The 26,633-nt window shown below is 44.1% G+C and carries 17 protein-coding genes and 1 tRNA gene; 12 read left to right on the forward strand and 6 right to left on the reverse strand.

What is annotated here, in order from left to right; genetic code table 11:
• Nucleotides 1-44: 44 nt before the first annotated feature.
• Entirely contained in the window at nucleotides 45-4,202 is a 4,158-nt protein-coding gene (tamB, locus tag SO_RS09720) for an autotransporter assembly complex protein TamB (protein WP_011072176.1), read from the reverse strand.
• Nucleotides 4,199-6,055 carry an autotransporter assembly complex protein TamA gene (locus tag SO_RS09725; protein ID WP_011072177.1) on the reverse strand — a complete coding sequence of 619 codons (1,857 nt, stop codon included), beginning with the start codon at nucleotides 6,053-6,055 and terminating at the stop codon, nucleotides 4,199-4,201. The genes tamB and SO_RS09725 overlap by 4 nt, the downstream gene beginning before the upstream one ends.
• 120 nt (nucleotides 6,056-6,175) lie before the next feature.
• On the opposite strand from SO_RS09725, the gene SO_RS09730 reads away from it, so the two are divergent.
• A complete protein-coding gene (locus SO_RS09730) occupies nucleotides 6,176-7,207 on the forward strand; it encodes an isoaspartyl peptidase/L-asparaginase family protein (protein ID WP_011072178.1) in 1,032 nt (343 codons plus the stop codon).
• Nucleotides 7,208-7,276: 69 nt separating this feature from the next.
• On the opposite strand, the gene SO_RS09735 is transcribed toward SO_RS09730, so the two are convergent.
• Nucleotides 7,277-9,988: an acetate--CoA ligase family protein gene (locus SO_RS09735; protein ID WP_011072179.1), complete on the reverse strand. Its 2,712-nt coding sequence runs from the start codon at nucleotides 9,986-9,988 to the stop codon at nucleotides 7,277-7,279.
• A gap of 234 nt (nucleotides 9,989-10,222) precedes the next feature.
• On the opposite strand from SO_RS09735, the gene SO_RS23395 reads away from it, so the two are divergent.
• The 10 genes from SO_RS23395 to SO_RS09785 are packed head-to-tail and all read left to right on the forward strand — an operon-like array spanning nucleotide 10,223 to nucleotide 20,873.
• Entirely contained in the window at nucleotides 10,223-11,365 is a 1,143-nt protein-coding gene (locus SO_RS23395; RefSeq protein WP_011072180.1) for a methyl-accepting chemotaxis protein, read from the forward strand.
• Between the two features lie 14 nt (nucleotides 11,366-11,379).
• Nucleotides 11,380-11,664 carry an STAS domain-containing protein gene (locus SO_RS09745; RefSeq protein ID WP_011072181.1) on the forward strand — a complete coding sequence of 95 codons (285 nt, stop codon included), beginning with the start codon at nucleotides 11,380-11,382 and terminating at the stop codon, nucleotides 11,662-11,664.
• Between the two features lie 8 nt (nucleotides 11,665-11,672).
• Nucleotides 11,673-13,370, forward strand: a complete 1,698-nt coding sequence (locus SO_RS09750) for a fused response regulator/phosphatase (protein ID WP_011072182.1) — start codon at nucleotides 11,673-11,675, stop codon at nucleotides 13,368-13,370.
• Between the two features lie 3 nt (nucleotides 13,371-13,373).
• Complete coding sequence (locus tag SO_RS09755; RefSeq protein ID WP_011072183.1) at nucleotides 13,374-13,739, forward strand: response regulator; 366 nt, start codon at nucleotides 13,374-13,376, stop codon at nucleotides 13,737-13,739.
• 16 nt (nucleotides 13,740-13,755) lie between these two features.
• Nucleotides 13,756-15,864, forward strand: a complete 2,109-nt coding sequence (locus SO_RS09760) for a chemotaxis protein CheA (protein ID WP_011072184.1) — start codon at nucleotides 13,756-13,758, stop codon at nucleotides 15,862-15,864.
• A 14-nt stretch (nucleotides 15,865-15,878) separates the two neighbouring features.
• Nucleotides 15,879-16,391, forward strand: a complete 513-nt coding sequence (locus SO_RS09765; protein WP_011072185.1) for a chemotaxis protein CheW — start codon at nucleotides 15,879-15,881, stop codon at nucleotides 16,389-16,391.
• Between the two features lie 5 nt (nucleotides 16,392-16,396).
• Nucleotides 16,397-18,361: a methyl-accepting chemotaxis protein gene (locus SO_RS09770; protein WP_011072186.1), complete on the forward strand. Its 1,965-nt coding sequence runs from the start codon at nucleotides 16,397-16,399 to the stop codon at nucleotides 18,359-18,361.
• Nucleotides 18,362-19,213 carry a CheR family methyltransferase gene (locus SO_RS09775; RefSeq protein ID WP_164925686.1) on the forward strand — a complete coding sequence of 284 codons (852 nt, stop codon included), beginning with the start codon at nucleotides 18,362-18,364 and terminating at the stop codon, nucleotides 19,211-19,213.
• Nucleotides 19,194-19,814 carry a chemoreceptor glutamine deamidase CheD gene (cheD, locus tag SO_RS09780; protein WP_011072188.1) on the forward strand — a complete coding sequence of 207 codons (621 nt, stop codon included), beginning with the start codon at nucleotides 19,194-19,196 and terminating at the stop codon, nucleotides 19,812-19,814. Before SO_RS09775 ends, cheD begins: the two co-directional genes overlap by 20 nt.
• A 3-nt stretch (nucleotides 19,815-19,817) precedes the next feature.
• Entirely contained in the window at nucleotides 19,818-20,873 is a 1,056-nt protein-coding gene (locus tag SO_RS09785; RefSeq protein ID WP_011072189.1) for a protein-glutamate methylesterase/protein-glutamine glutaminase, read from the forward strand.
• Nucleotides 20,874-20,904: 31 nt separating this feature from the next.
• Here SO_RS09785 and SO_RS09790 read toward each other — a convergent pair whose 3' ends face one another.
• Nucleotides 20,905-22,539, reverse strand: coding sequence for a diguanylate cyclase (locus SO_RS09790; RefSeq protein WP_011072190.1), 1,635 nt, complete (start codon nucleotides 22,537-22,539; stop codon nucleotides 20,905-20,907).
• A 926-nt stretch (nucleotides 22,540-23,465) separates the two neighbouring features.
• On the opposite strand from SO_RS09790, the gene SO_RS09795 reads away from it, so the two are divergent.
• A tRNA-Ser gene (locus SO_RS09795) sits at nucleotides 23,466-23,553 on the forward strand.
• Nucleotides 23,554-24,072: 519 nt separating this feature from the next.
• Here SO_RS09795 and SO_RS09800 read toward each other — a convergent pair.
• Together SO_RS09800 and SO_RS09805 are read right to left on the reverse strand one after the other, a co-directional pair.
• The gene (locus tag SO_RS09800; RefSeq protein WP_011072192.1) at nucleotides 24,073-25,194 is read right to left on the reverse strand and encodes an ISAs1-like element ISSod22 family transposase; all 1,122 of its coding nucleotides are present in this window, start codon (nucleotides 25,192-25,194) and stop codon (nucleotides 24,073-24,075) included.
• 240 nt (nucleotides 25,195-25,434) lie between these two features.
• A protein-coding gene (locus SO_RS09805; protein ID WP_141135407.1) for an IS3-like element ISSod1 family transposase occupies nucleotides 25,435-26,594 on the reverse strand; the annotation gives its coding sequence in 2 pieces (ribosomal slippage) (nucleotides 25,435-26,345 and nucleotides 26,345-26,594; 1,161 coding nt in all).
• Between the last annotated feature and the right edge of the window lie 39 nt (nucleotides 26,595-26,633).

Consider the following 26,633-nt stretch of genomic DNA (forward strand, 5'->3'; position numbering starts at 1 on the left):
AGCCTGCCTGCACAGAATTGCTGTTTATAGCGAGTTAAACAGCATTACTTGATATTAAAGTTGTAATAAATATCGAGGGATTGGCCTAAGGTTCCGGACACCGTTTCAAGATAGAGTTGGGATAATAGGTAATACCGGACTGTCATCTCATAGCCTGGGTTGAACACACCCACACCGTATTTGACCATCAGCTTATCACCGATAAAACCACTGATCGCCACGCGGCCTTCATCGTTAGTGTCGAGTTGTACGTTAGAGAAACCGAACTCTTCAATAATCCCCGTTGCCGTGTTGCCGATGTTATTGATAGCGCCGCCTCCACCAACTTGGGAACTGAGTCCGAGTGCTGCTCCCATCATTAATGAATTGTTCTGCTCGTTGTTACTGCTATTAAAACCGCTACCTTTAATAATGTAGGACAAGATCTCCGCTTGTTCCTTGGCCGGATTAGAGAAGAGGGTTACCACTGGGCGAGCGGGGGTCCCCGTCACTCGCACACCGGCGATAAGATCTTCACTTTTAATTTCCCTAATCGCTTCAATATTTAAGTTAGGAACCGAAATAGGCCCAACAAATTGTACTTCACCCGCGCGGATCTTCAGGGTTTGCCCCATAAACTTATAACTGCCTTGTTTGACCTTGATATCGCCAAACAGTAATGGTGGACGAAATGCCTGTTGCTGGAGTTTTAAGGTGCCTTGAAGCTTACCTTTGAGGCCCATTCCATCCACTTTTAAGTCGTTTCCTACGTTGATGTTAAGATCTGCCACAATCGCATAGGGGCTGGCTTTGGGTTGTGTCGCGGCAATCGAGTCATCGAACACCACATCTTCTGACAGTGCAACACCTCCCTCGGCCAGTTGTACAATTTTGATACTGCCTGAGGGCACATCGACCACGCCTTTGACCTCGAGTTGTCGGCTGCTAAAGGCAATGGTTAGATCCGGAGATATATCAAGCAGTGCGAGTGGCGGTTGGATCACGGCCAGTTTATCGCCTTTGACGGCGAGTTCTCCGCTAAATTGCCCTTGGGGCCAACGCATTTCTCCGATGATTCGACCTAAACCGTTGCCCATCATCCAGCGGCCTTTAAGTGAGGCTTGTTGGCCACCAAGATCCATCGACATATCAATTTTATTGATAAGAGTCGGGTTTGCTGTTAGCGCGAGTGCGCCTTGAGTGAGCGAAACATTTCCTGAGACCTCTGGCGCATCAAGGGTGCCGGCAAAGTTTAATTTGCTGGTCAGCAAACCTTCGAGGGTGTTGAGTTGTGGGAAAAATTCGCCCAGTGGTTGCAGGTTTATTTGTTTGATATTGGCATAACCCGACAGGGTACGGTCGGGCGTCACATTCACGGTGATTTCACTTTGCCAGCTTGCCACATCCTCAGAGTCAAAGCTGATTGACGACAGTAGGCGTTTGCCATCTAAGTTAGCCTTTAAAGCAAGTTGCTGATATTTGATAGTGACTTCACGATTTTTAGCGCGTTTGAGTTTAATACTACCTGGCGCAAAATTAAAATCGACATTCGCGGTGGGTTTACGTCCTGCGGCCCAGGCAAAGTTCGCTAGCAGTGAGGAACTGCCATCCCAGCTCATATTGCTTGGCAATACAGGGACTAAGAGCTTACCAAGATTGCCCGTGTAACTGAGTTGCGCATCGCCTTTTTTGCCGAGGGATACTTGATTATCTAAGCAAATCTTACTGTTAGGATTAACTAGACAGAAGGGGCTAATATTGCCCTTGGTGTTATTTTTATCCCAAGCGATAAGGATATCTTTATCTATCTCCCAGCGGCCGACAGGTGTGGCTAAGTTAATCTTGTTCACTTGTGCCAGTAGTTGGGATTTTTTCATATCGTATTGGCTGGTCACGCCAAGCTCGAGCCCTAAATCCCCAGTGGCACTTAAGGTAAGTTTTTGGTTTTGGATATCGCCCTTACTGCCAAAGGTGACGGTATCTAAACTCTTTGAGCCAAGTTGTAATGCTTTTGATTTAAGAGATATGGCAAACTCATGCAGATCCAAAGGCTTATAGTAGGCTTTTAGGGTTGATTCCCTGAGTTTAATATTGTGATGTGCCAGATCGACCAGTTGGGCGGTTAACTCAAGCTGGGGATGTTTTTCATCTCCAGTCACATTGATATCGGCCTGCAGTTGACCACTGGCTTGGGGCAACCATAGACCGAAATCGGGCACGAGCAGTTTGCCCGCTAGGTTCCAATTTTTATTGGTTTCACCCGCTAAGGTTAAGGTAGAGCCTAGAACTTGGGCATTAACCCCTTTTGCACTAACATAGAGTTTATCGTTTATGCTGACATCGGCAGTAATATCAAATGGATATCCCTGCATCGTGCCAGATAATTGCGTCTCTGTCAGGCTGACTTGCCACGCGTTATCCTGCAGGCGGCCCGAGGTTTGTAATTGGCCAGAGATCAAGCTATTGGGCAGACTGGTGGCAGGCGCTGCAGCATTATTTTGCGGTGTTTTTGTGTCTTTACTCGGGGCAGGCTCTTTGGTCTGCGCGGTTTCTGGTAAGGTGATTTCCTGTAATTTCAGCTTATCGAGTAATACCTTGGCTTTCCAAGTCATTGCGTTGGCGTAATCTAGCTCACCTTCGACATCTACCGCACCTAATTCTCCTTTAGCGCTAAATTGCTTTATCGAAAGCTTGGTATCTTGGTGGTGTAGCTCACTGCGGATGGCTAAGATTTTATGGAAAGGCGAAATGACATTAGCATCAATCGTTGCGGCTTGTTTATTGAGTGAGCCTTGGCTATTGAGGGTTAAATCACTGACGATATATTCTGGGTTGTTAAGTGGCCATTGTAAACGGGCTTTCTCTAATGTTGCCTTATAGGTAAGGGCTGGATCCTTGAGGGTGATTTGTCCCTCGAGGCTAAAATCGGCATCCCCTTGTGCTAAAGCGTGGAGGCTGAGCTGTCCTACGCTGTCCGTTAGTTTAAGTTTGAGTTGTTGATGGATGAGCTCTGGTAACTCAGCGACTTGTGTCAAGTTAGCCTCGATATCGAGTGCAAGGGGATAATCCTGCTCGAGGGCAAGTTTGCCCATCACCGAAAGCTCACCGTAGCTGTGGGTGAGTATCAGTTTATCTAAGGTCAGTTGATACTGCTCAAATTGCCCTTGTAATTCAATATGGCTAAACACATCTTCGCGTGCGCCAATTTGTAAATTGCTGTTATCTAAAGTAAGACTTTTAACATTGACCGGAAAGGGCATAAACACTTGAGGTAAATGCGCTAGGGCCCATTCATCAGCGAGCTTATCAGTTGGCGCTGATGTGTTGCTTTGAGAGGGTGTTGAAGGTGCTGGTTTTGCTGAGGCGAGGGACTTATCTTCTGCCGGTTTGTCAGTCGCGTTTGTTGTATTTTCTTTTACCGCTTCTGTAGCAGGCTTAACCGTTTCAGATTCCGTTGTTGCTGTCTTCTGAGTGACCTGTGTTGGGCCGGTTATTGCGGTAGTGGTTTCATCACCCGTTGGGATTAATATCGCTAAGCCTTCACTAGAAAGTTGTTCAACCGTAAGTCCTTTCGCAAACCAGGTGGCTGAGGTTGTAATATGATTGGCTGAAAAGCGCATGTTATCGACGCGGACATTGATGTGATTCAAATCCGCCACATCGAGTGTGATTCCAAAAGGTAATACTAGCTCGGTTGGTTCATCCGTATCATCGGAGACAACTTCAGTGTCATTTGTGTTATTGTCTGTGCTTAGGGCATCAGTCTCTATGCTGACATCCACTTTACTGGCATTTAAGGCATTAACACATAACTGTTTTTGCAATAAACAAGTGGGCTGCCAAGCTAAGTGCAGATCCTCTAACTCTACTTGGATCCCCGCCATTGACCAACTGACGTGGGCTAAGGTGAGATCTTTATTTAAAGTGCCTGAGGTGTAGGTTAATGCGAGATCAGGCACAAATTTATCTGCTAACTCAACACTTATTCGCGAGCCAATCTCAGTCCCTAGCAGTAATGCCATCAAGACCAAGAGGCTTAAGGGAACGTAAACAATAATCCGTGTGCAGAGTTTAAATATTTGCCATAGACGTTGGGTAAAGGTTTTTGGCGGTGCAGCAGCTTGGCAAGGTTCGGCGCAAGGGGTGTCTGAAGTCCTTGATTGCAGTTGCTCTGGATGGGGTTGTTCAAGACTATTTTGCTCAAGAATAGGGGGCTGACTCATAGTTCTGTCCCCATGGTTAAGTGAATGCGCCATGAACGGTCAATAGTGTCAGTCTCTTTCAAACCTACCCCTAAATCTAACTTAATTGGGCCAATGGGTGATATCCAATGGATACCACCGCCCACTGAGACGACTGGTTCAAACTGATTGTTATCAAAGGCGTTACCCGCATCGACAAAGGTGGCAACCCGCCAGGTAGGTGTAACGTAATATTGATATTCTACACTCCCGACCATTAAGTAACGGCCACCAATCACTTCTCGATTGACGTTGCCATCGGCATCGATATAGTCCAGATAAGGGCCTAACTCTTGATAGCCATAACCACGAATCGTTTGATCGCCGCCCGCAAAGTAACGCAGCGATGGCGGGATTAAGGCCAGCTCATCTTCATTGGCAAGGTTTGCGGCTAAATCCATTCGCGCCACGATTCGGTGATTATCAAAAAAAGTATCGATCCACTTAAATTTAGCTTGCAAGCGGGCAAGGCGTGTTTCGGATCCTAGGTAAGGATCAGCATAATCAAGGCTGTATGTTTGCCTATAACCGGATTTGGGATCGAGGGAGTTATCTCCACGGGTCGTTTTAGAAAAATTGATCCCCGCCAGATAAAAACTAGGGTTGTAATCTACATCTGACTGGGTGTATTCCTCACGAATAGCATCGAGGGAATAGCTCATGAGCCATTGATTATCCAGCCGTTGTTGCCTTAATAGCCCGAGTAAATACTTGGTCGATTCCAGTTGTCCTGTATTACGAAAATCGCGATTTTCAGGCTCGTAAATCTGTGTGACCCCGTATTTATCCCGCTGCAAGCCTAAACGGATCTTAAGTTGATCGTCTAATGGATGGGTGAGTGGGATGGTATAAGTCGTCAAAAACTTGGGCCTATCGGGTGACCACTCCAAACTGGTCTCTTGGGAATGGCCATATTTATTGATCTGTGGCGTTCGCCAAGTGACACGCACGCGAGGATCGAAGGTTTTATCTGAGCTTTGGCCGATATCGCCACCCAAACCTAATTCAATGGAATGGCTGGCTTTATTGGTAAGCTCCACCTTGACAGGGAGTTGATTATCCTTCGCCAGATCGAGCTGCGGTATCACTTTAATATTAGAAAAATAGCCAGTATCTAATAACTGACGATTGAGGGCGCTGACCCTGCGGGTCGAATAGGAGGCATCTTCCTTAAAGGGGATAAGTTTTGTGAGGATATCCGGCTCTAAGGTATGGCCTTCAAAACTCACTTGGCCAAAATGATAACGCGCACCCGAGTTAAAGTGCAGACTGATTTGAGCAGTGTTTAAATCGCGGTTGATTTTGATCTGTGATTCAGTGAATTCACCATCGAAGTAACCTCGAGCAAGGGCAAGGGTAACGAGCTGGGATTTTACATCCGAATACATACCGTGGTTGAGTGTATCGCCGGGCTTAATATTGACATCAGCAAGCCATTTATCGAAGGCGCGATCATCCAGCATTTCGCCTGAAAAATTTATATCAACCCATTGGATTTTAACGGGCTCGCCCGCCTTAACCGTAAGCGTTAACTCCCACGGACCTTTGTCTTTCTCGACTAAATGGTCTTCCACCTCGCCATGGTAATAGCCCATGGATTGGAGGGCGGTAGTGACATTGTCTTCCACATTAAATAAGAAGGCTCGGCGCTGCACTTCTGAGTCAGGCATCGCACCTAAGTGAGCGAGAATATTACGCTTTAGGGCTTCGTCGACCCCGTTGACTGAAAGCGTTAAAACGTTATCGGCAGCCAAAGACACTGACGTCAGCAAACTCAGGCCAAGTAGCAAATGAAGACGAAAAGATAATGACGTAATTTGCAAAAATCGCTGCACTTTATAATCCCTGTGATGTGGCTTTATTGTCGCCAGAATAGGCGTAACAGGCAAGGAGATGATTGAAATTAGTCATTGAAATGGTTACAAAGGACGTCACAGTTTAAGGGAATGTAAATAATGAAAATAAAATTAGCCACCTTTAGTTTAATTCTCTCGAGTGCACTTTTTATGTCACAAAATACCCACGCTAATGAAAAACCTTTTGCGATTGCGATCCACGGTGGGGCGGGCACGATTTCTAAAGCGAATCTCACGCCTGAGCTGCGCCAAGCCTATAAAGACAAACTAAAAGAAGCCGTTGATAAAGGCTCAAAGGTACTCGAACAGGGAGGCGATAGTTTAGTTGCTGTGCAAACTGCCATTAATGTATTGGAAAATAGCCCATTGTTTAATGCAGGCGTGGGGTCGGTTTATACCTATGATGGCGGCCATGAACTGGATGCTTCAATCATGGATGGTAAAACCATGAACGCGGGTGCTGTTGCGGGTGTGCGCCATATCGCTAACCCTATCGATTTAGCCTTAGCCGTGATGAATAAGTCCGAGCATGTGATGTTATCGGGCGCGGGCGCAGAAGAGTTTGCGCTGACCCAAGGGTTTACCTTAGTGGCAAACAGTCATTTTGATAGCGATGCCCGTTATCAGCAGTTACTCGACGCGAGACAAAAACTGCAGGCTGCTCAAAAGTCTGAGCAAATTGCGGGCATTGAGATGAACGATCTTGATTATAAATTTGGTACCGTTGGCGCAGTTGCTTTAGATAAAAACGGTAACTTAGCGGCGGGAACCTCCACAGGTGGGATGACGGCTAAGCGCTTTGGCCGAATCGGGGATTCACCCGTGATTGGGGCGGGAACCTACGCTGAGAACGGTGTTTGCGCCGTCTCTGCTACGGGCCACGGCGAGTTCTTTATTCGTTACCAAGTGGCTGGCGATATTTGCGCTAGGGTGAAATACCAACAAAAATCTATTCTTCAGGCAGCGGATGAGGTGATTAATCAGCGTCTTATCACTGCTGGTGGTTCAGGCGGAGTGATTGCGGTTGACCATCGAGGAAATATTGCAACGCCGTTTAATACCGAAGGGATGTACCGCGCAAGCCGCAGCAATGGTGAACCTGCTCAGGTGATGATTTGGCAGGATCAATAATGTTGGCCCTAGTTCCGCATAATAAGTGCCGCATACGCGGTACTTATTTTTTGTAAGACATTAGATAAATTATGAACTGACAGGGTTATTACTTTTAAGATCCATATGCATTTTGATTAAATGTTCTTCCATATCGAAAGTCACCTTAAAGCCTAGGTTCTTAGCAAGGCTTGCCATATTACGGTTTTCAAACATGGTAAAACCAGTGAGCACTGGGGTATCATTGGCTTGATAATATTTAATCAGTTTTTCGAGCAGCAGTTTACCCAGCCCAATGCCTTGATGATCGCCACGTACCGCCATGGCAAATTCGGCCTCAGTATTATCGGGGTCGATGGAGGCTCGTACTGCGCCTAAGGTGATGTCATCTCCATCAGGCCCTTTGGCGGTGGCGATAAAGGCCATTTCACGGGCGTAATCGATTTGGGTCAGTACCGCCATTTCCTCGTGGGTCATCTTCGAGCGCACGCCAAAGTAGCGCTTATATCTGTCCTCATCGGAGAGGGAATTGTCAAAGGCTAAATGCTTAGGCTCATCTTCGGGAAGAATAGGGCGCAGCATGACCTTAAGGCCATTTTTCAGCTCGGCAAATTCTTCTAATTCTTTGGGATAGGGCATGATCGCAAGGCGAGAGGGATTATCGGTATTTGCATCGTGCAGGCGAATATTCACATCGAGCAGGGTAATATTTTCGCCGGCCGCGAGCACAGGGTTGAGATCCAATGAGGCAATCTCTGGGCAGTCGATAATAATGTGAGATATTTGTGTCAGCATCACGCACAGGGCATTCATATCTAGCCCAAGTGGTAAATGCCTATCCTTTAACTTATGGGTTTTTAAGGCTTGGATCACCATGTAGCGGGCGAGCGCCATATTCAGTGGCGGTAAGGCCACGGCCGCATCCCTAGTGGGGTCCCATTCTGAGCCACCTTCACCTAAGCAAATGGCAGGACCAAATACCGGATCGTTAATCACTGCAACACGGATCTCCTGCGCGCCCGCGGTCAGTGCCATCTTTTGCACTATCATCCCTTCGATAATGGCGTCGGGATTAGCCTGGTGTACCCGCTGGGTTATCGCATTGGCGGCATGGCGAATGTCTTCCATTGATGTGAGGTTGAGCATCACCCCGTGAACATCGGATTTATGTAAAATATTCGGCGATTGCACCTTGAGTGCGAGGGGATAACCCGCCTCATTAGCGATGGCAACGGCTTCATCGGCATCTTTTACAAACCAGGTGTCTATCGTATTGAGGCCATAGGCGCGCAAAATGGGGCTGGCTTCATGGGTTTCGAGTACTGCTTTACCTTTAGCCTGCGCCGCTTGCAGTAATTTCCGCGCGGTTTGGCTATCGGTAGGAATATTGTCAGGAATCGATTGTGGTACTTCCTGCAGCAGTTTTTGGTTGCGGCGGTATTCCACCATATGCATAAAAGCACCGACCGCACCCTCAGGGGTGCGATAGGTGGAGATGCCACCCTTGGTAAAGCGTTTACGGGCTTGATAAGCCGAGTCTTCACCGCTCCAGTTGGTTAAAATATTAAGGCGGTTCTTTTTAGGGTGGGCATGGATGACTTTCACTAAAGCATCAGCAATCTCAACGCTTTCACCCAAGGCGGAAGGAGAATGCAGTACCAAAATGGCATCTAATTCCTCACTATCCATTAAGATGTTGAGCGCATTAGCATAACGGCTCGCATCCGCATCACCGATAATATCGACGGGATTTTGTTTCGACCACGTTGTGGGCAGCACGACATTCAGTTTCGCTAGCGTCTCTTGGGATAATTCCGCTAATTTTCCTCCACGCAGGATCAGCTCGTCGACCGCTAATACTGCAGGGCCGCCGCCATTGCTGATGATGCCTAAGCGCTCGCCCTGCAATGGATTAGAATGGGCAAGACTTTCAACTGCCGCAAACAGCTCAATCAAATCATTTACCCGCAACATCCCCGCGCGCCTAAACGCAGCTTCGTAGACGGCATCATTGCCACCAATACCGCCGGTATGCTGTTTAGCGGCTCGCACACCCTCGGCGCTACGACCAGATTTAATCACTAAGATGGGTTTATTACGGGAAGCTGCGCGGGCTGCCGAGAGAAAATGACGTTTCTCATTCACTGAATCGATATACAACATAATGGCACTGGTACGGCTATCGCGACCAAGATAATCGAGCAATTCATCGAAGTTAATATCGGTGCCATCGCCTAGGGAAATAAAAGACGAAAATCCGATGCCTTTATTGTTCGCCCAATCAAGTACTGTGGTACATATCGCCGCTGATTGAGATACAAACGCAATTTTGCCAGACAGGGCACTGGCATGGGCTAAGCTTGCATTGAGTCCTAACGGTGGTAGCAATATCCCTAAACTATTAGGCCCCAGGATACGCATACCATAGCGTTTGGCATGTTGCATGGCTAAGTCCAGTAAGCTAACACCATCATCATTCACTTCTTGCGCCATTCCAGAGGCCATAATAATCGCCACTTTACAGCCAAATTGAGCGAGCGTTTCGACAATCGCGGGCACGCGGCTGGCACGGGTACAAATCACGGCTAGATCGGGTTTTATCGGCAATGCTTCAATATTGGGATAGGCAAGTACTCCCATCACTGCGCGGTATTTGGGTGTGACTGGCATGATTGGCCCAGAAAATCCACTGGAGAGTAGATTTTTCATCAGCACATTGCCTGCGCGTTTCTCGCTGTTGGAGGCGCCAATAATGGCAACGGATGTGGGTTTAAATAAGGAATGCAGTGTACGTTGACTCATAAATGATCCCATCCCAGACGAAGACCTTGCCAGTGTAACCTACACCAGTGTGCCTGCACAGTTTTGATTCGAATATGACGCCGAAGTTCATTAGTAAATCATCAAGTTAAATGTTGGTGTACTATATCTTATGCCTACTTAGGTTAATAAAAAGTAAATTTTTTTTCGATTAGTTTGAAAACCCCTGAATCTCAAACTACTTTTTACACACGGATTAATTATTGTGAACTGTTTATGAGATACATGGATGGCGTCATTGCAGTTTTTGCAATAGCAATAGGTTACTTTGTTGGTTTAATCACATTTTGGATCGTGAGCCCGGTTCTGGCCGTTGCTATCATGTTGTTTTGGCAACTTTTCCGTCAGCAACAATCCACCTTAGCCACTGGAACATCTCAAACAGAACAACTTAATTTAGCGGATCTTGGTTGGCAAACCCATCAGCACTTATACCAAGAGGCGATTACGACCGTTAATGAGTGTGAAAATAATATCAACAATGTACTTATGGTTCAGGGAGAAGCTGTTAATTTACTCGGTGACTCCTTTGAAGGCTTAGGTCGACTTATGACTGAACAAACTGGATTTATTTCTGATCTGGTAAAAAGTACTGATGACGCTGAGATATTTCACTCCGAGCAGATGAAACTGTTTGCGAATAACACTTCTCAAACCTTAGAGCGCTTTATTCAATCCACGATAGAAATGTCTGCCTCAACTATGGAACTGCTTGAGAAAGTCAACCTCATTTACGAGTCCATGCCTCAGGCAATGAAGGCGTTACAGGACATAGACCAAATATCATCTCAAACAAACTTATTAGCATTAAATGCAGCAATTGAAGCTGCGCGTGCTGGTGAGGCAGGCAGAGGCTTTGCTGTCGTGGCCGATGAAGTGCGTGCCTTGTCTAATCGGAGTGGGGGTTTTAGTGAGAGTATCCAAAAACAATTGAGATCCATTCAGAATCAAATTGAGCAATTGACCCAGCAAGCCAGTAAAGTTGCTGCGCAGGATATGAGCTATATTATTGATGCAAAAAAAGATATTGATACAGCACTCAAGCAAATTATTTTAAAAGCTGAAAAGGATTCTAAGGTCATCGCGCGGATAGATTCATCAGCCCATGAACTTGAAACGGCGATTTCTGACACCATAAGGGGCTTACAATTTAGCGATATTACCTCCCAAAGCCTCTCCCATACCAATCAGTCACTGTACCATTTAAAAGAATCTCTAAAACAAGTCATAGCAATGTCACATGAGGAGTTTGGTATTGCCGGCGAGAAGGTAACTGAAAGAATTGGCCTGCATCGAAATGAAAAACATAATCCCGTCTCAAGGAATGAAATAACGAGTGGCGAAATCGAACTCTTTTAAATGGATATCATGTTATGTCAACGATTCAAACAATTGTCTTGCCAGAGCGATTTGATTTTGATTATCACAAAGCATTTACGAGTGACTATCAAAAAATATTAAGTCTTAAAGAGGTTAACCATATTGTTTTAGATTTTAGTCGAGTTTTATACCTTGATAGCTCGGCTTTAGGCATGATGGTGTTATTGCATCGCAGAGCACAAGAAAGAGGAATTTCGACATCAGTAAAGGGAATGCATGGGCAGGCAGAAGAGATTTTAAATATCGCTAATATGCAAAAAATTTATATTATCGAGTAGTGATATCTATGTCAGCCAACTTAGAAATAAATCACTTTATTCTGATTGTAGATAATGATGCCATTGCCAGTCAGTCAATAAGTGATTTTATTCACGGAAAAGGTTATAACGTGATTATCTGTGATAATCTAGAAGATGCATTTTTTGAAGTGTCACTCAATAAAATTGATTTGATTCTAGTTAATTACTTTCAACCCGATGGTACAGCCTTAACATTGCTGGCTCATCTTGATTCCTTGAGTAAAGAAATCCCTGTTGTAGTGATAAACGATAAGAAAGAACCGCAGGCATTTTTAGATTGCTTTAAAATGGGTGTTTTAGATTTTATTGTTAAACCAATTAATGTCGAGGTCTTTTGGTATAAGGCGGAGATTTTACTGACACGGATTAAGCTGCAGAGAAAAGTCAAGCAACAAAGTATTGAACTAGAAAAGATGCTTTATGAAAAAGCTAGAGAAGAAAAACTAGCGCGCCATATTTTTGAACACTTAGTCAATATTGACAATAATCAATTTGATTTTATTAAATCCTTTTGTCAGGCCAGTGCTAATTTTAGTGGTGATATTTTATTAAATGGAGTATCTCCCAACGGTAATCTATTCATCATGTTAGCTGATTCAACTGGTCATGGCCTGAGTGCCGCTATGCCTATCATGTTATTAACCAGTACTTTTAGAGCTATGGTTTCAAAGGGGTTTTCATTAGTTTCATTGATTTATGAACTCAATGGAAAAGTATTTGATGAATTTCCAGAGGATAGGTTTGTTGCCTGTATTCTTCTTGAAGCGGATTTATTTCGTAATAAACTGTATGTGTGGAATGGTGGAATGCCACCAGTCTATCTTCGCTTAGGTCATGATGAACAACATTCTGATGAACGAGCTTCAATCAATAAGGCGTTCAAATCAACCAACATGGCCCTTGGTATTTTACCGCCAAACACATTTGTTGCAGATATTTTTTCTATTGATTTACCCAGTGAAGGATATGCATGTTTATTTAGTGATGGTTTAATCGAACAACCAGCATTGGATGGAAGTCCATTTGGGATGGTAAGACTAAATGCACTGTTTAATGAAAATTTAGATGCATTGCCAGTTTTTTTGGATGAGCATTTTTCTAAATATTTTTATGGTGACAATATTGCTGATGATATTACTATTTGCACTCTTGACTTCAAGCGTTTACATCAATGGCATCAAGCTCGGGATTTTAATCATCTCGTATCAAATCTTAATGGAGAGTTTAATTGGGATGTGAAAATATCAGGCTCAATGTTGTTGGATGCTGATTATTTAGGGACGTTGAATCAGTTTTTAAGTGTATTTGGCTTTGCTACAAACTTTTGTCAAAGAGTATTTACTGTCGTGGCTGAATTGTTTAACAACGCTATCGACCATGGAGTCCTTGAATTAGACTCTAGACTAAAAAATGATCCTGAAGGTTTTGAATTGTACCATAGTATAAGAGATAGTTATGCAGAGCGGTTATCTTCGGATGATTGGGTAAAAGTGTGCATAACTTGGAACCATATGAATGAGCTAGTGATTACTGTCGCTGACAGTGGAAAAGGGTTTGTTGGTTTTGATAAATCCATTTCAAGTTACCCTGAGCTTTCTGGTCGAGGTATATCACTGGTGAAAACATTATGTAAACACTATGAATTAATTTCACCCGGTAATATCACTAGAGTAGTCATGGAATAGCGCATGAGTAAAAAAATATTAATTGTTGATGATTCAGCTGCCATTAGGCAAATGGTTGAAGCCACATTGAAATCCGCGAACTATCAGGTCACTTTGGCAAAAGATGGCCGAGAAGCTCTCGATTTATGTAGTAGTCAGCGGTTTGATTTCATTTTGACGGATCAAAATATGCCACGGATGGATGGATTAACCTTAATTAAATCATTGCGGGGAATGTCAGCATTTATGCGGACTCCCATCATTATGCTAACCACCGAGGCCGGGGATGATATGAAAGCCCAAGGTAAGGCTGTTGGCGCTACGGGATGGATGGTTAAGCCCTTTGACCCACAAAAATTATTAGCAATCACAGCCAAAGTGCTGGGTTGACGGTATCGGGGGCACTATGTCCATTAATATGGCTGAGTTCCATCAGGTCTTTTTTGAAGAAAGCCATGAGCATCTCGAAAACATGGAACAACTGCTCATTGCTATCAATCTTCAGTCGCCAGATCCTGAAGAATTAAACACCATTTTTCGTGCGGCGCATTCCATTAAGGGGGGGAGCGGTATTTTTGGCTTTACAGCCTTATCCAGTGTGACCCATGTGATGGAAAACCTGCTCGATAAAGTTAGAAAGGGGACATTTGAGTTATCTTCTGGGATCATTGATTTACTCTTGAAGACGGTTGATACCCTATCACATATTCTTAGCCTGTATCGTGAAGAGGAACCTATTGATTGGCAACAAGTTGAATTTGCAAAAAATCAGCTAGTAGCAGCATTAAATGGCGATCCCTTTTTGACCACGAGTCCCGAAGCCATTCCCGCTACACCCACTAAAACAGAAATAACACAAACTGCGGTGGTTGTTTCTGATGCGAGTCATCAGGATGATATCGGTTTTGGCTTCTTTGAAGATGATGTTGAGTTAACCTTAGCGATTGAGAATCAAGATTTTGGCTTTTTTGATGAAGCCTTTACCGCTAAAGAAATCAGTGTTGAAGATATTAATAAAACGCTTTTGGATAGTCAGCTAGTCACAAACACTGAGCCTGATGATGACCTCGGTTTTGGCTTCTTTGAATCCCTTACTCCCGAAAGTGTTGACAGTGAAATCAATGCGTTGGTGCATATTCAAGCTAACAAGGCGATAGCCGCAATTGAGCCCCTTTCTAAGCCTGTTAATAGTCCATCAGTTCCTAAAATACCTCGCTATACAGGCAATACTGCAGAGTCTACAAAAGTTGCGCCAGCAGATCCCGTTGACCCTAGCCCAGTGTTAAATAAATCTGTGGCTTCAGGTACAAAATCGACTCCAACAGCGGCAACGAAAAAAGGTAACACGTCTACTCAAGATGCCACTTTAAGAGTGGAAACGTCCAAAATCGATACTTTAGTGAATCTTGCCGGTGAGTTGGTGATCACCCAATCGATGTTGACGCTGATTGGTAATGAGATATCTGGCGAATTGGGAGAAAGACTGAAGACGGCATTGGTGGAACTTGAGCGAAACACGCGGGAGATGCAAGAGGCCGTAATGTCGGTCCGTATGTTGCCAGTATCTTTTGTATTTAATCGATTCCATCGATTAGTCAGGGATTTATCCGATCAGCTTGGTAAAAATGTCAACCTAGTGATTGAAGGTGGCAACACGGAAATCGACAAGGGCATGATTGAAAAGTTGGTTGATCCGCTCACTCACCTTGTGCGCAATAGTTTAGATCATGGCATTGAAAAACCTGAAGTAAGGCGCTTGTTGGGCAAAGCAGAGATTGCTCAATTATCACTTCGGGCAAGTCAGCGGGGAGGTAACATTGTTATTGCGGTACATGATGATGGCGCTGGTTTACATCGTGAGAAGATCCTACAAAAAGCCCGCGAAAATAATATGTCAGTCACGGATAACATGCCGGATAAACAGATTTGGCAATTGATTTTTGCTGCTGGGTTTTCAACCGCGAAGGAAATTACCGATGTTTCTGGCCGAGGCGTCGGTATGGATGTGGTGCGTAGGAATATTGAAGCTCTGGGGGGGCGCATCGATATCGATTCTGTGGCGGGTCAGGGCGCCACTTTCGAAATCCAATTGCCACTGACTTTAGCCATTGTTGATGGTATGAGTGTGAGTGTCGGTAAGCAAATCTATATTTTACCGCTAGTTCATATTATTGAATCAATACAACCACATACTGAACAGTTAAAGTACTTAGCTCAAGAACGTTTAATCCGCGTCAGGGAAGAATATTTACCTCTATTAAACCTACATCAATTGATGGAAATTACCCCTTTCGCTAAGTGTCCCGAAGAGGGCATTGTGGTGCTCCTTGAAAGCAATAATAAGCGTTTTGGATTGTGTGTTGATGCATTGGTTGGTCAACAGCAAGTTGTGATTAAAAGTCTTGAAAAACATTATCGTCGGATCCCTGGTGTCTCAGGAGCCACCATCATGGGTGATGGTAGTGTCGCTTTAATTCTCGATGTGGAATCACTGGCACAGCAAATTAAGAATTAACTGAGGATATGCTAATGGACAGTCGCGCATCGCTAGCCCCTAAACCCGAATTTAGCGCCCATGATGAAGTCGAGTTTCTAAGTTTTGTGCTGGGTGAAGAACACTATGCATTGGATATTATGTCGGTAAAAGAAATAAGAGGTTACGAGCCTGTCACTAAAATTGCTAATGCCCCCAGTTTTATTAAAGGGGTGCTTAATCTGCGTGGCGACATCGTACCCATTGTCGATTTACGAATGAAATTTAACGTTGGTACCGTCACTTATGATGAGTTCACGATAGTGATCATGCTCAATGTTTGTGACCGCATTGTCGGCATTGTGGTCGATGCCGTTTCTGATGTGATTAAACTGTCGAGTGAGGCCATTTTACCTGCACCGGAATTTGGCGCCGCCTTTGATAGCCGTTACCTCAAAGGGCTCGCAACCGTCGATGAAAAAATGGTTATTTTAGTCAATATTCAAGCTCTTATCAGCAGTGATGACTTGGGGCTAATGGATACAAACAGTCTTTCTGAGCAGGAGTAAACACTATGGGTATCTTAGATATATTCGGTAATACCGAAGAGCGCCAACACCAAGATGAAGAGCGTCAACGTTATTTCCAGTTGCTCGATAATAGTCGTAATAATTTTATGATTGCCGATAGCGATCGTAATATCATTTATGCCAATAAGGCCGTACTGAATATGTTGTCAGAGGCTGAGGCAGATATCCGTAAACAGTTACCCCAATTTTCGGTTGCTAGGGTTATTGGCAGTAATATCGATATCTTCCATGTGAATCCTGCCCATCAGCGCAATATGTTAGAAAGATTGACGCAATCCCACACGGCACAAATAAGTATTGGTAAGCGTATTTTTAAATTAATTTTAACGCCGATTATTTCACGTGATAATAAACATTTGGGCACTGGAGTTGAGTGGATTGACCGTACTGAAAGCATTGATGCCGAGCGGGCAACGCAGCGGATATTAGAAGCACTAAACAATACCAGTACCAACGTGATGATTGCTGATGCCAATCGAACCATTATTTATATGAATCGCTCGGTAGAAGCCATGTTACGCCGCTCCGAAAGTGAAATTCGCCAGGTTTTACCCCATTTTTCGGTGGACAAAATCCTCGGCAGTTCCATGGATATTTTCCATCGCAATCCAGCGCATCAAGCCAGCTTGCTTGACAAACTCGATCGCAAATATGAGTCGCAGATCCAAGTGGCCAGTTGTCATTTTCGTTTAACCGCCAGCCCTATTATCTTAACGTCTGGTGAGCGATTAGGCTCGGTTGTTGAATGGCTCGACCGAACTGAAGAAGTCCAAGTTGAGCAAGAGATTGCGCGGATTGTGGCAGCGGCAGCAGCGGGTGATTTTTCCCAGCGTGTTGATAGTCATGGTAAACAGGGCTTTTTCTTGATGCTTGCCAATAGCCTCAATTCACTGATTGAGACCTCGGATCGGGGGCTACAGGATGTCGCTCGAGTGCTAATGGCCATGGCCGAAGGGGATCTGACAACTCGTATCTATAACGAGTATGAAGGTACCTTCAACGATTTGAAAAACTATTCAAATCAAACCGCTGAAAAGCTTTCCTACATGATAAGAGATATTCAAAAAGCGGCTGACACCATCAACACTGCATCTTCAGAAATCGCCCAAGGCAATGCTGACCTCTCCAGTCGTACTGAGGAGCAAGCCTCCAGTCTCGAAGAAACTTCCGCAAGCATGGAAGAGTTAACGGGAACCGTGAAATTAAATGCCGATAATGCAAGCCAAGCCAATGCGTTAGCGTCGAAAGCGGCGGATGTGGCTGAAGACGGGGGCGAGCTTATCCAACAGGTTGTGCAAACCATGGCATCTATTAATGAATCGGCACGAAAAATTGCAGATATTATAGGTGTGATTGATGGTATTGCTTTCCAAACCAATATATTAGCGCTTAATGCAGCGGTTGAGGCTGCAAGAGCAGGTGAGCAGGGGCGCGGTTTTGCGGTAGTGGCTTCAGAAGTGCGAAGCTTGGCTCAACGTTCTGCAAATGCCGCGAAAGATATCAAGGCATTGATCTCTGATTCAGTCAGTAAAATTGATAGTGGTAATAATTTGGTTGGAAAATCCGGCGATACCATGAAGGAAATTGTCATTGCAATCAAGCGAGTAAACGACATTATGGCGGAAATTGCCTCCGCGTCTAATGAGCAAGCGATTGGTATCGATGAGATTGGTAAAGCCGTCGTACAAATGGATGAAATGACACAGCAGAATGCGGCTCTTGTTGAAGAAGCTGCTGCGGCCGCTGAAAGTATGCAATCTCAAGCACAGCAACTGGCAGATAGTGTGGCAAATTTCAAAGTGGATGAGGAAACGAGATCAGCTCGACATACTACAGAGCTTAAAAAAATACCCCAAAAAATACCGACATTAGCGCGGGTAACCCCCAAACCTAAAGCGATGACGCCTAAGCTGAATAAAGCAGATCAAGATGAATGGGAAGAATTTTGATTGAGTAAACTTAAATCGATGGAACGAGAATTTAATTATACTCCAGCACATTTTAATCATGCGCGAACGATCCTTTATCGTTTAGCGGGGATAAAGTTAGCCGACAGCAAGGATGCTTTGGTTTACAGCCGATTAGTCCGGCGGATCCGTCAGTTAAAATTAGCTGGATTTAGCGAATACTTTACCTATTTGGCAGAGTGCGAAAGCGAGCATCAGGAGTTTATTAATGCGCTGACGACAAATCAAACGGCGTTTTTTCGGGAACACCATCATTTCGATATTCTCAAACAATATTTGCAGACACACCCTCAAACACGACGCATTTGGTGTGCTGCAAGTAGTACCGGTGAGGAACCCTATTCGATTGCAATGTCAGTTGCTGAACACTTTGGTACGTTTCAAACCCCAATAGAAATTATTGCCTCTGATATTGACTCAGTCGTTCTGAGTAAGGCTGAAAAGGGAATTTATCCAATAGATAGACTCAGTGCCGTAAGTGATATACGTAAAAAACGCTTTTTCCATAGAGGGATTGGCGCTCAGCAAGGTAATGTGCGTGTTATACCTGAGCTGAGGCAAATGTTGCAATTTACTCGGATAAATTTGCTCGATGAGTCTTGGCCTATTTCAACGCCTATTGATGTAATTTTCTGCCGTAATGTCATGATTTATTTTGACAGAGTGACACAGGAAGTCATCCTCAAACATATGATGTCGACCTTGACTCCCACAGGGCTTTATATCGCAGGACATTCTGAAAACTTTGCTATGTTCCCCGACATAGTGACAGCGTGCGGACGAACGACCTATAAGCCAACAAAAAGGAATGCTAGTGGTAAAACCAAGTCTTGAGTTTGCGCTTAATGAGCCAAATCGGTATTACGATCGTCACTTTGAGCGCTCCGCGGTTAAAATTTTACCAGGCGAGTATTTTGCTACTCGTGAAAATACTATGATAGTCACAGTGTTAGGTTCTTGTGTGGCGGTATGCCTCTATGATCCCGTCTTGAAAATTGGTGGAATGAATCATTTTTTATTGCCTAATGATAATGTTACTGCACCCAATATGATGACCGAGTCAGCGCGTTATGGGGTGTTTGCAATGGAATTACTGATTAACCACGTTCTCAAATTGGGGGCGCGTAGGAATGCTTTAGAGGCAAAAGTATTCGGTGGCGGAAATGTATTAAGGGGGTTAACTGTTCAGAACATTGGAGAACGTAATGCTGAGTTTGTACTGGATTATTTACAGATGGAGCAAATACCAGTGATCGCTGCGGACTTACTCGATATATATCCACGAAAAGTATATTTTTTTCCTGAAACGGGATTAGTGAAAGTAAGGAAAATCAAGACTATACATAATAGCACCATCATGGATAGAGAAAGTGAGTACCGCTTACGGATCAAAAATCTCCCAAGCGGTGGAGATGTAGAACTTTTTGGTGAATAGCAAATGGCAATAAAGGTCTTAGTGGTAGACGATTCCACATTAATCCGCAGTTTATTGGGTAAGATGATCGAGTCCGATCCTGAGTTATCCCTTGTTGGGATGGCGGCAGATGCTTATATGGCCAAGGATATGGTTAATCAATTTCGCCCCGATGTCATCACCTTGGATATTGAAATGCCAAAGGTCGATGGACTCACTTTTTTAGATCGATTAATGAAAGCAAGACCGACGGCAGTGGTGATGATTTCGGCCTTAACGGAAGAGGGCGCGGACGCGACGTTCAACGCGTTAGCGTTAGGTGCCGTGGATTTTATTCCCAAGCCTAAGCTGGACTCGCCACAGGGATTTAATGAATATCAGGATTTAATCCTTGAAAAAATTAAATCTGCGGCAAAGGCAAAGCTGCTTAAAGCACTGCCATCAGCTTCTACACCCGTTAAATCAAGTATCAAGCCAGCCTTAAGTCAGCGAACTGTAAATACCCAGCTAGTGGCTATTGGGGCTTCCACAGGTGGCACTGAGGCGATTTTAGCGCTTTTAAAACAGTTCCCTGCAGTCATGCCGCCCATTGTGATCACCCAACATATGCCCGCTGGGTTTACCTGCACGTTTGCGGATCGGCTAAACAAACTCACTCGCTTTAATGTAAAGCAAGCAGAAGAAGGGGAGCGGTTATTACCCTGTTATGCCTACGTCGCGCCAGGAGATCAACACCTTGAAATCATCAAAGTCGGAGGAAGTTTCAAAGCAAAGCTTAGTCAAGGTGACAAAGTCAGTGGGCACAGGCCATCGGTGGATGTGTTATTTCATTCAGTGGCTCAATATGCTGGTGAAAATGCGACGGCAGTGATCTTAACTGGCATGGGAAAAGATGGTGCCGATGGTATAGAAGCGATTGATATGCAAGGAGGAAAAACCTTTGCCCAGGGTGAACAGAGTTGTGTGGTATTTGGCATGCCCAAGGAGGCAATTAAACGTGGTGCTATTCACCATGTGGTAGAACTCCCCCAATTAGGGGATAAACTGCTCCAATATTTGGCATCCGTAAACCGCGATTAACGAAAAAAGTGTATTTGGATATATGGTTGTGCTATTTGACTAAGGTATTGATTATGCGGTTTCGTCCAGTTCGTTTGGCTTCATACAGATTTTTATCTGCCAATAATAAACACTCTTGGAATTCATGACATTCGGTTGAAAATGCCAAACCTCCACTCAATGTGACTTTAAATTCAGCACCTTCTTCAACAAACACAATATTACTAAAGCTCTCGCGAATCGCATTCACTTTGGCAATGACCAGTGGTGCGGGCATATCTGGTATCACCAGCATAAATTCTTCTCCACCATAACGTCCCATAAAATCGGCAGCGCGTAGGGACTGTTGTAACAGGTGCGCAAAGGCTAATAGGACTTTGTCACCTCCGGAGTGTCCATAAGTATCATTCACTTGTTTAAAGTGATCTAAGTCAAGCATTGCAATGCACACACTAGAATTCGCTCGCTTAGCTAAATTAATACAATGACGAGCAGCAACCAGAATTTGAGTGTGATTTAACAAGCCCGTTAAACTGTCTCGGCTGGCGGAACTGCGAATATCATGGCCACGTTGCGCGCGGGAAATCACTTGGGTGACAAATAAACTGGGTGCTGTTTGTTTCGAAATAAGATCATCAGAACCCGCCTGAATAATGCTGACTTTATTCTGCATGGTGTCATCGGAGCTCAACACCAAAATAGGGCTTGAAGTATATTTATCAAGCTGACGGATCATTCTTGCCAGTTCTAACCCATTCACCCCCGGCATATAGAGGTCAAAGATAAATAAATCTGGTTCAAATTGCTCAAGGGTAGGTATGACTTGCTCGGGTTTTGTCATGCCTCTGACCATTAAGCCATGGCTACGTAACAAGCTCGAAAAATAGTCCACCATAGATTGTTGATCATCGACTAACAGTACTTTAAGGGGAGGCTTATCGGACATTTTAAGCCATTGATGAATTTTACGGACCAATAGGGTCGTTTCTGCAGGTTTGACAAAATATTCACTGACATTGGCGCGAATGGCCAGTAAACGCATATCAAAATCGCTACGGGAAGACAGTACAAATACTCGAGTATTGTTTTTCTCAAATTCGCAGGCCGCTTCAAATAACGCATCTTCAGTATAATCGGGCAAGATAAGATCTAATAAAATTAAGTCGAATGGGCTGGCATATTGCACCTTGATAAAATCGGTAAAATTTAAGAAATGTTGCACATTAAAGCCAAACTCGTGTAGCTGTTTCGTGATCATTGCCCCGACATTGTTGTCATCTTCGATAATGGCAATACAGTATTCGTGGCGAGCCTTTGAGGGGTTGTAGGGATTTTGTTGCATTTGCGCTTCAACCACGGGGGCCGCTGGCAAATAGTGTTGATTATTTTGGAGTAACTGATGGAACAGCGTATCTAAGCCCTTAATCAGGTTTAGGGTTGGTGCGGGAGCATCCAGTAAGTTTTTTAGCTGCAGCTCCAGTTTATCGACGATATCTTTGGTCTCAGTCAAGCCAAAGGTTTCACTGGAACCTTTTAAATTGTGTACCTCCCGATAAACAGCTGACAGCATATAGCTTTGCCAGTTTTTCCGCAGAGAGACCCACAAGGTAATGATTTGTTTCTTTTTATCTGGCAAGGCATGTAAGTACTGACGTTTTAATTGTTCTAACGATTCTTCAAGACTCATAGGCAAGCACCATGGTCACTGCTTATTGGTTAAGTTGAGGCTTCATTTTGCGAAATGCCCTATCCAATAGCCTAATTTAATTAAGTGAGAGTTTATTTCATTCATTTAGAGTGTAAGCCAAGCTTGAAAAAATGCGGCGCAGAAACGGTGATTTCAATAGATTTTTATCTTGAGAAGTTCATGCGTATTATAAGTCTCGGGCAGAACTTGACTGCTTAGAGAGTTTGGTTATATCAAGTACTGTTTTAATGTTTTATATTCAATTAGTTATAAGCAGTCGTTAGAGATGATTACACCATGGAGTCGTATAAGCATGAATGGATGCATAAAGGTGAGAAAGCTTTCCCCGCTATTTTTTAAGCGTTGGGTTGTAGGGTTAAAAGAGCTTGCTCTGCTTATATTCCTCCTCGCTTTGGGCTTTGGAGAAACAAGACTCTGAAGCCATTTGTATCCTCATCCAAAGTGAGATGCAGGATTGGCATCAATCAACTCCTCGTTACCAAGCACTTAAAGCAAGATTTGATGAATACTGTAGACGACCTGTCGGTAATACAAGCCCATTGCCTAACGCAAAACAGTTAAGCCAACTGAATGTTAACCATATATTTCGCAGATAAAGCCCCTCAGCCCAGCGGTTTCTAGCCCCCAGCATAAACCTATTCCCAAAGCACTAATCGTTGTGAACTCATCGCTAAAGAAGTGCATAAATTTACCGTAAAATAGTGTTTTGGCTAATTTTAGTGCGATGGCATAGGCCGGTTTGTCTAGCAATTGTGCAACCGCCTGAAATCGATTCTTTTTTACTTGACCACCCAAAGGCTTTTGCGTACAGTACCGCTCCGTTAACGATGAAAGCTTACACGTTAGGCGTTATTTGATTCGGTTAACCGTGTTCATTAACACGATAAAGCTAATGACAACAATCTGGTGAGATGTCCGAGTGGCCGAAGGAGCACGCCTGGAAAGTGTGTATACGGAAACGTATCGAGGGTTCGACTCCCTCTCTCACCGCCAAATTCAAGTTTAAAGACGTCCTAGGGCGTCTTTTTTCTTACCTGTATTTTATTAAAATCAATAACTTATCATCCTATATTGTTTGATGACATCCTACTGCATCCGAAATTTTTAGTAATGCCAAAAGTAATGCCAAGGAAATTTGGTAAATTTTGGCATTACTTTTGGCTTCAAAAACACCCTTTTTTTATGCCGTTTTTTTACTTGATTTTCTCGATTTTATGGCCCAGATTTAATTTGGCAATATCCTAATTTGTCTGAATTTATTCAGTGATAAGTAATGCTTGATTTTCGAGTAAAAAATGATGCGAAAATCAAGCATTACTTTTGGGTTTAATATGAGAGGGTAAAACGGTATGGGAAGGAGTACAAATAAGCTGACTGCAAAAGCGGTGCTCAATGCTAAAGCGGAAGCAAAGCCCTATCGATAGTCAGAAGGTGGCAATCTCTATCTCTATGTGCGCACAGCAGGGAAAACGTGGGAATTTAGATATATACGCAGGGCAACCGCATGAGTGTTTAAAATTCGTCCAGCTGCAACCCTGCTAATAGAACCGATTCTAAATATTCAGGTTTCATCCAAGCTCTTTTCTGTTTCGCTGGAATGCTTCCTTTAGAAGGTTCAGCCCTAAGCATATTCAGTGATATGTGCCTAAGCATGGCCCAATTTTCTGCCCCATGATGTTGGTAAATCTGGCAACTATCTTCTTTCATTGAGACATCTAGCACCCAGTGTAAGCTGTTCTCAATACCCCAATGCCCACGAACTGAATTGGCTAACAGCTGCTCATCGAGTGTGGCTGAACTGATATAGTAACGGTAGGTCAGTTCTGCCTCTTTCCCTTTCGTATGCCGATAACTCAAACACATACCTAATGTGTTCAATTTCATCCACTTAGGAAAATTATCTTGGAGCTGGTTTGCAGGTATTACATAGTAGGCTCTTGCCTCGATACGACCTCTATTTTTCTCAATAACGAGTCCATCAAGAGGATTACTGCGCGCTTCACTGAAAGCACTGACCACGGCCTCATGCAAGGAACTTTGATTCACCTTCACAGCAAGTAAGTAGTCACCTCCTTGCTCGACTATCTGCCTTGCAATCTCTGTCTGGCAACCCATGGCGTCGATTGATACCAGTGCTCCTTCTATATCTAACAACTGGAGCAGCGCTGGGATTGCAGTTATCTCATTGGATTTATTTGCAGTTTTTACTTGTCCCAGCACCACTTTATTGGCACAGGCAAACGCATTGACCATATGAATGGTTGAGCGCCGATCTTCACGATTGTATGAGGCACGAAGCGTTTTACCATCGATAGCAATAAGATGACCATCACTCATCTCATGGACGGCTCGCATCCAATTGGCGAAGCACAGTCGAAACTGTTCCGGTTCGATACGAGAGATAATACGTGCAATGGTGTCATCGACAGGGACACCTTCGGTCAGAATTCCCTTTTCTTTAAACCAGGTATGATGTCCGGCAGCATAGTCATGGATTTCTGACCAGCCTTCGGCCCCAGCAATCACACCACACAGAGTGACGAACAATACATCATGCAATGGGTAAGTCACTTTGGCAGATTGTCGGCTGTCAGCAATCGAGTTGAAATGAGACGTGAAGGCTTCAAGGTACATGCTCTGATGTTCTCTATAAGAAAAAGAGAGCATAAGATCATAATCGACACCGTCCGTCAAATTGGGTTCAAAACGGTTAAAATATATTCACGATCTCGCCCTGATATCTGGCATTCACCAGGTGTTGAGTTTAAGTGCCTACTAGACAGGAATGTAGTTTCTTATTTGATCAGCTTGGTTAATGGTTTAGATATTTCTGAACAGAAAAACCAGCAGCCCTATAGGAGTGTAGTGTACTGGTCAACCCAAACTGGACACTTTTACTTGAGAATTCTCAAACTCTACAGGTGACAGATCGTTATTAGCAGAATGAAGTCGCTCCAAGTTGTAATATTTGATGTAAGCCGTCACATCTTGCTTCATAAACTCCCTTGTTGGTTGAGCAACTTTAAAAATCCAATCGTGTTTCAAGCTACCAAAGAATCGCTCAACAACGGCATTATCCCAACACGCACCCACATCACCCATGCTGGCTCGGATACCATAGCTCGATAGCAGCCTACCGAATTGTTTACTGGTATATTGCGAGCCTCGGTCACTGTGAAATACCAGCCCTCGCGCTGGTTGTCGCAGGTTGTAGGCTTTTATTAATGCCTTGGATATCAAATCTGTGGTCATGCGTTTGTCTATGCGCCATCCCACAATCCGGCGTGAATATAAATCCATCACCACAGCTAAGTACATCCAGCCTTCACCCGTCTTTAAATAGGTCACGTCACCCGCCCAGACCTGATTAGCCGATACTGGATTAAAGTTCATGTTTAACAGGTTATCAGCCACTGCATCTGAGTGTTTTCGCTGTGTCGTCACCTTGTAAGCACATCGCTGGGTTGCTTTGAGTCGAAGGCGGTGCATAATTTTACGAACGAGATAGCGACCAACCTGGTAGCCTTCCTTGCGCAATTTCTTCACCATTTCACGATTCCCTAAGCTGCCTCGACTTTGCTTAAATAGCTGTCGAACAAGGCGATAAAGCTTCAGTGTTTCAACGCTTATCACGTTTGCAGGGCGTTTATGCCAATCGTAATAGCCTGACTTACTGACACTCATTACTCGACATAACAGTGTTATGGGAAACAGGTGAGATTGCAGTTTGATGAAACGAAATCTTACTTCATTTCTCTCGCAAAGAAGGCGCTTGCCTTTTTTAGAATTTCTTTCTCCATGCGTAATTCTTTGTTTTCTCTACGCAATCGCTTCAACTCATCACGCTCAGACTCTTCTAAGGTGATGCCTTGTTGCAGGGCTTCGTGTTTTTCCTTCCAGTTGTAAAGCAGGCTCGTGCTAACTCCAAGAGACTTTGCCGCATCGGCAACGCTATAACCTTGCTCCAGCACCATCAAGACGGCTTCATCTTTAAATGCCTGCGGATAACTCTTATGTGATTTTTTCAGACTCATATAGACCTCTTAATTTATTGACCATACTGTCTCAAAATT

This window comes from Shewanella oneidensis MR-1 (assembly GCF_000146165.2).
Lineage (GTDB): Bacteria > Pseudomonadota > Gammaproteobacteria > Enterobacterales > Shewanellaceae > Shewanella > Shewanella oneidensis.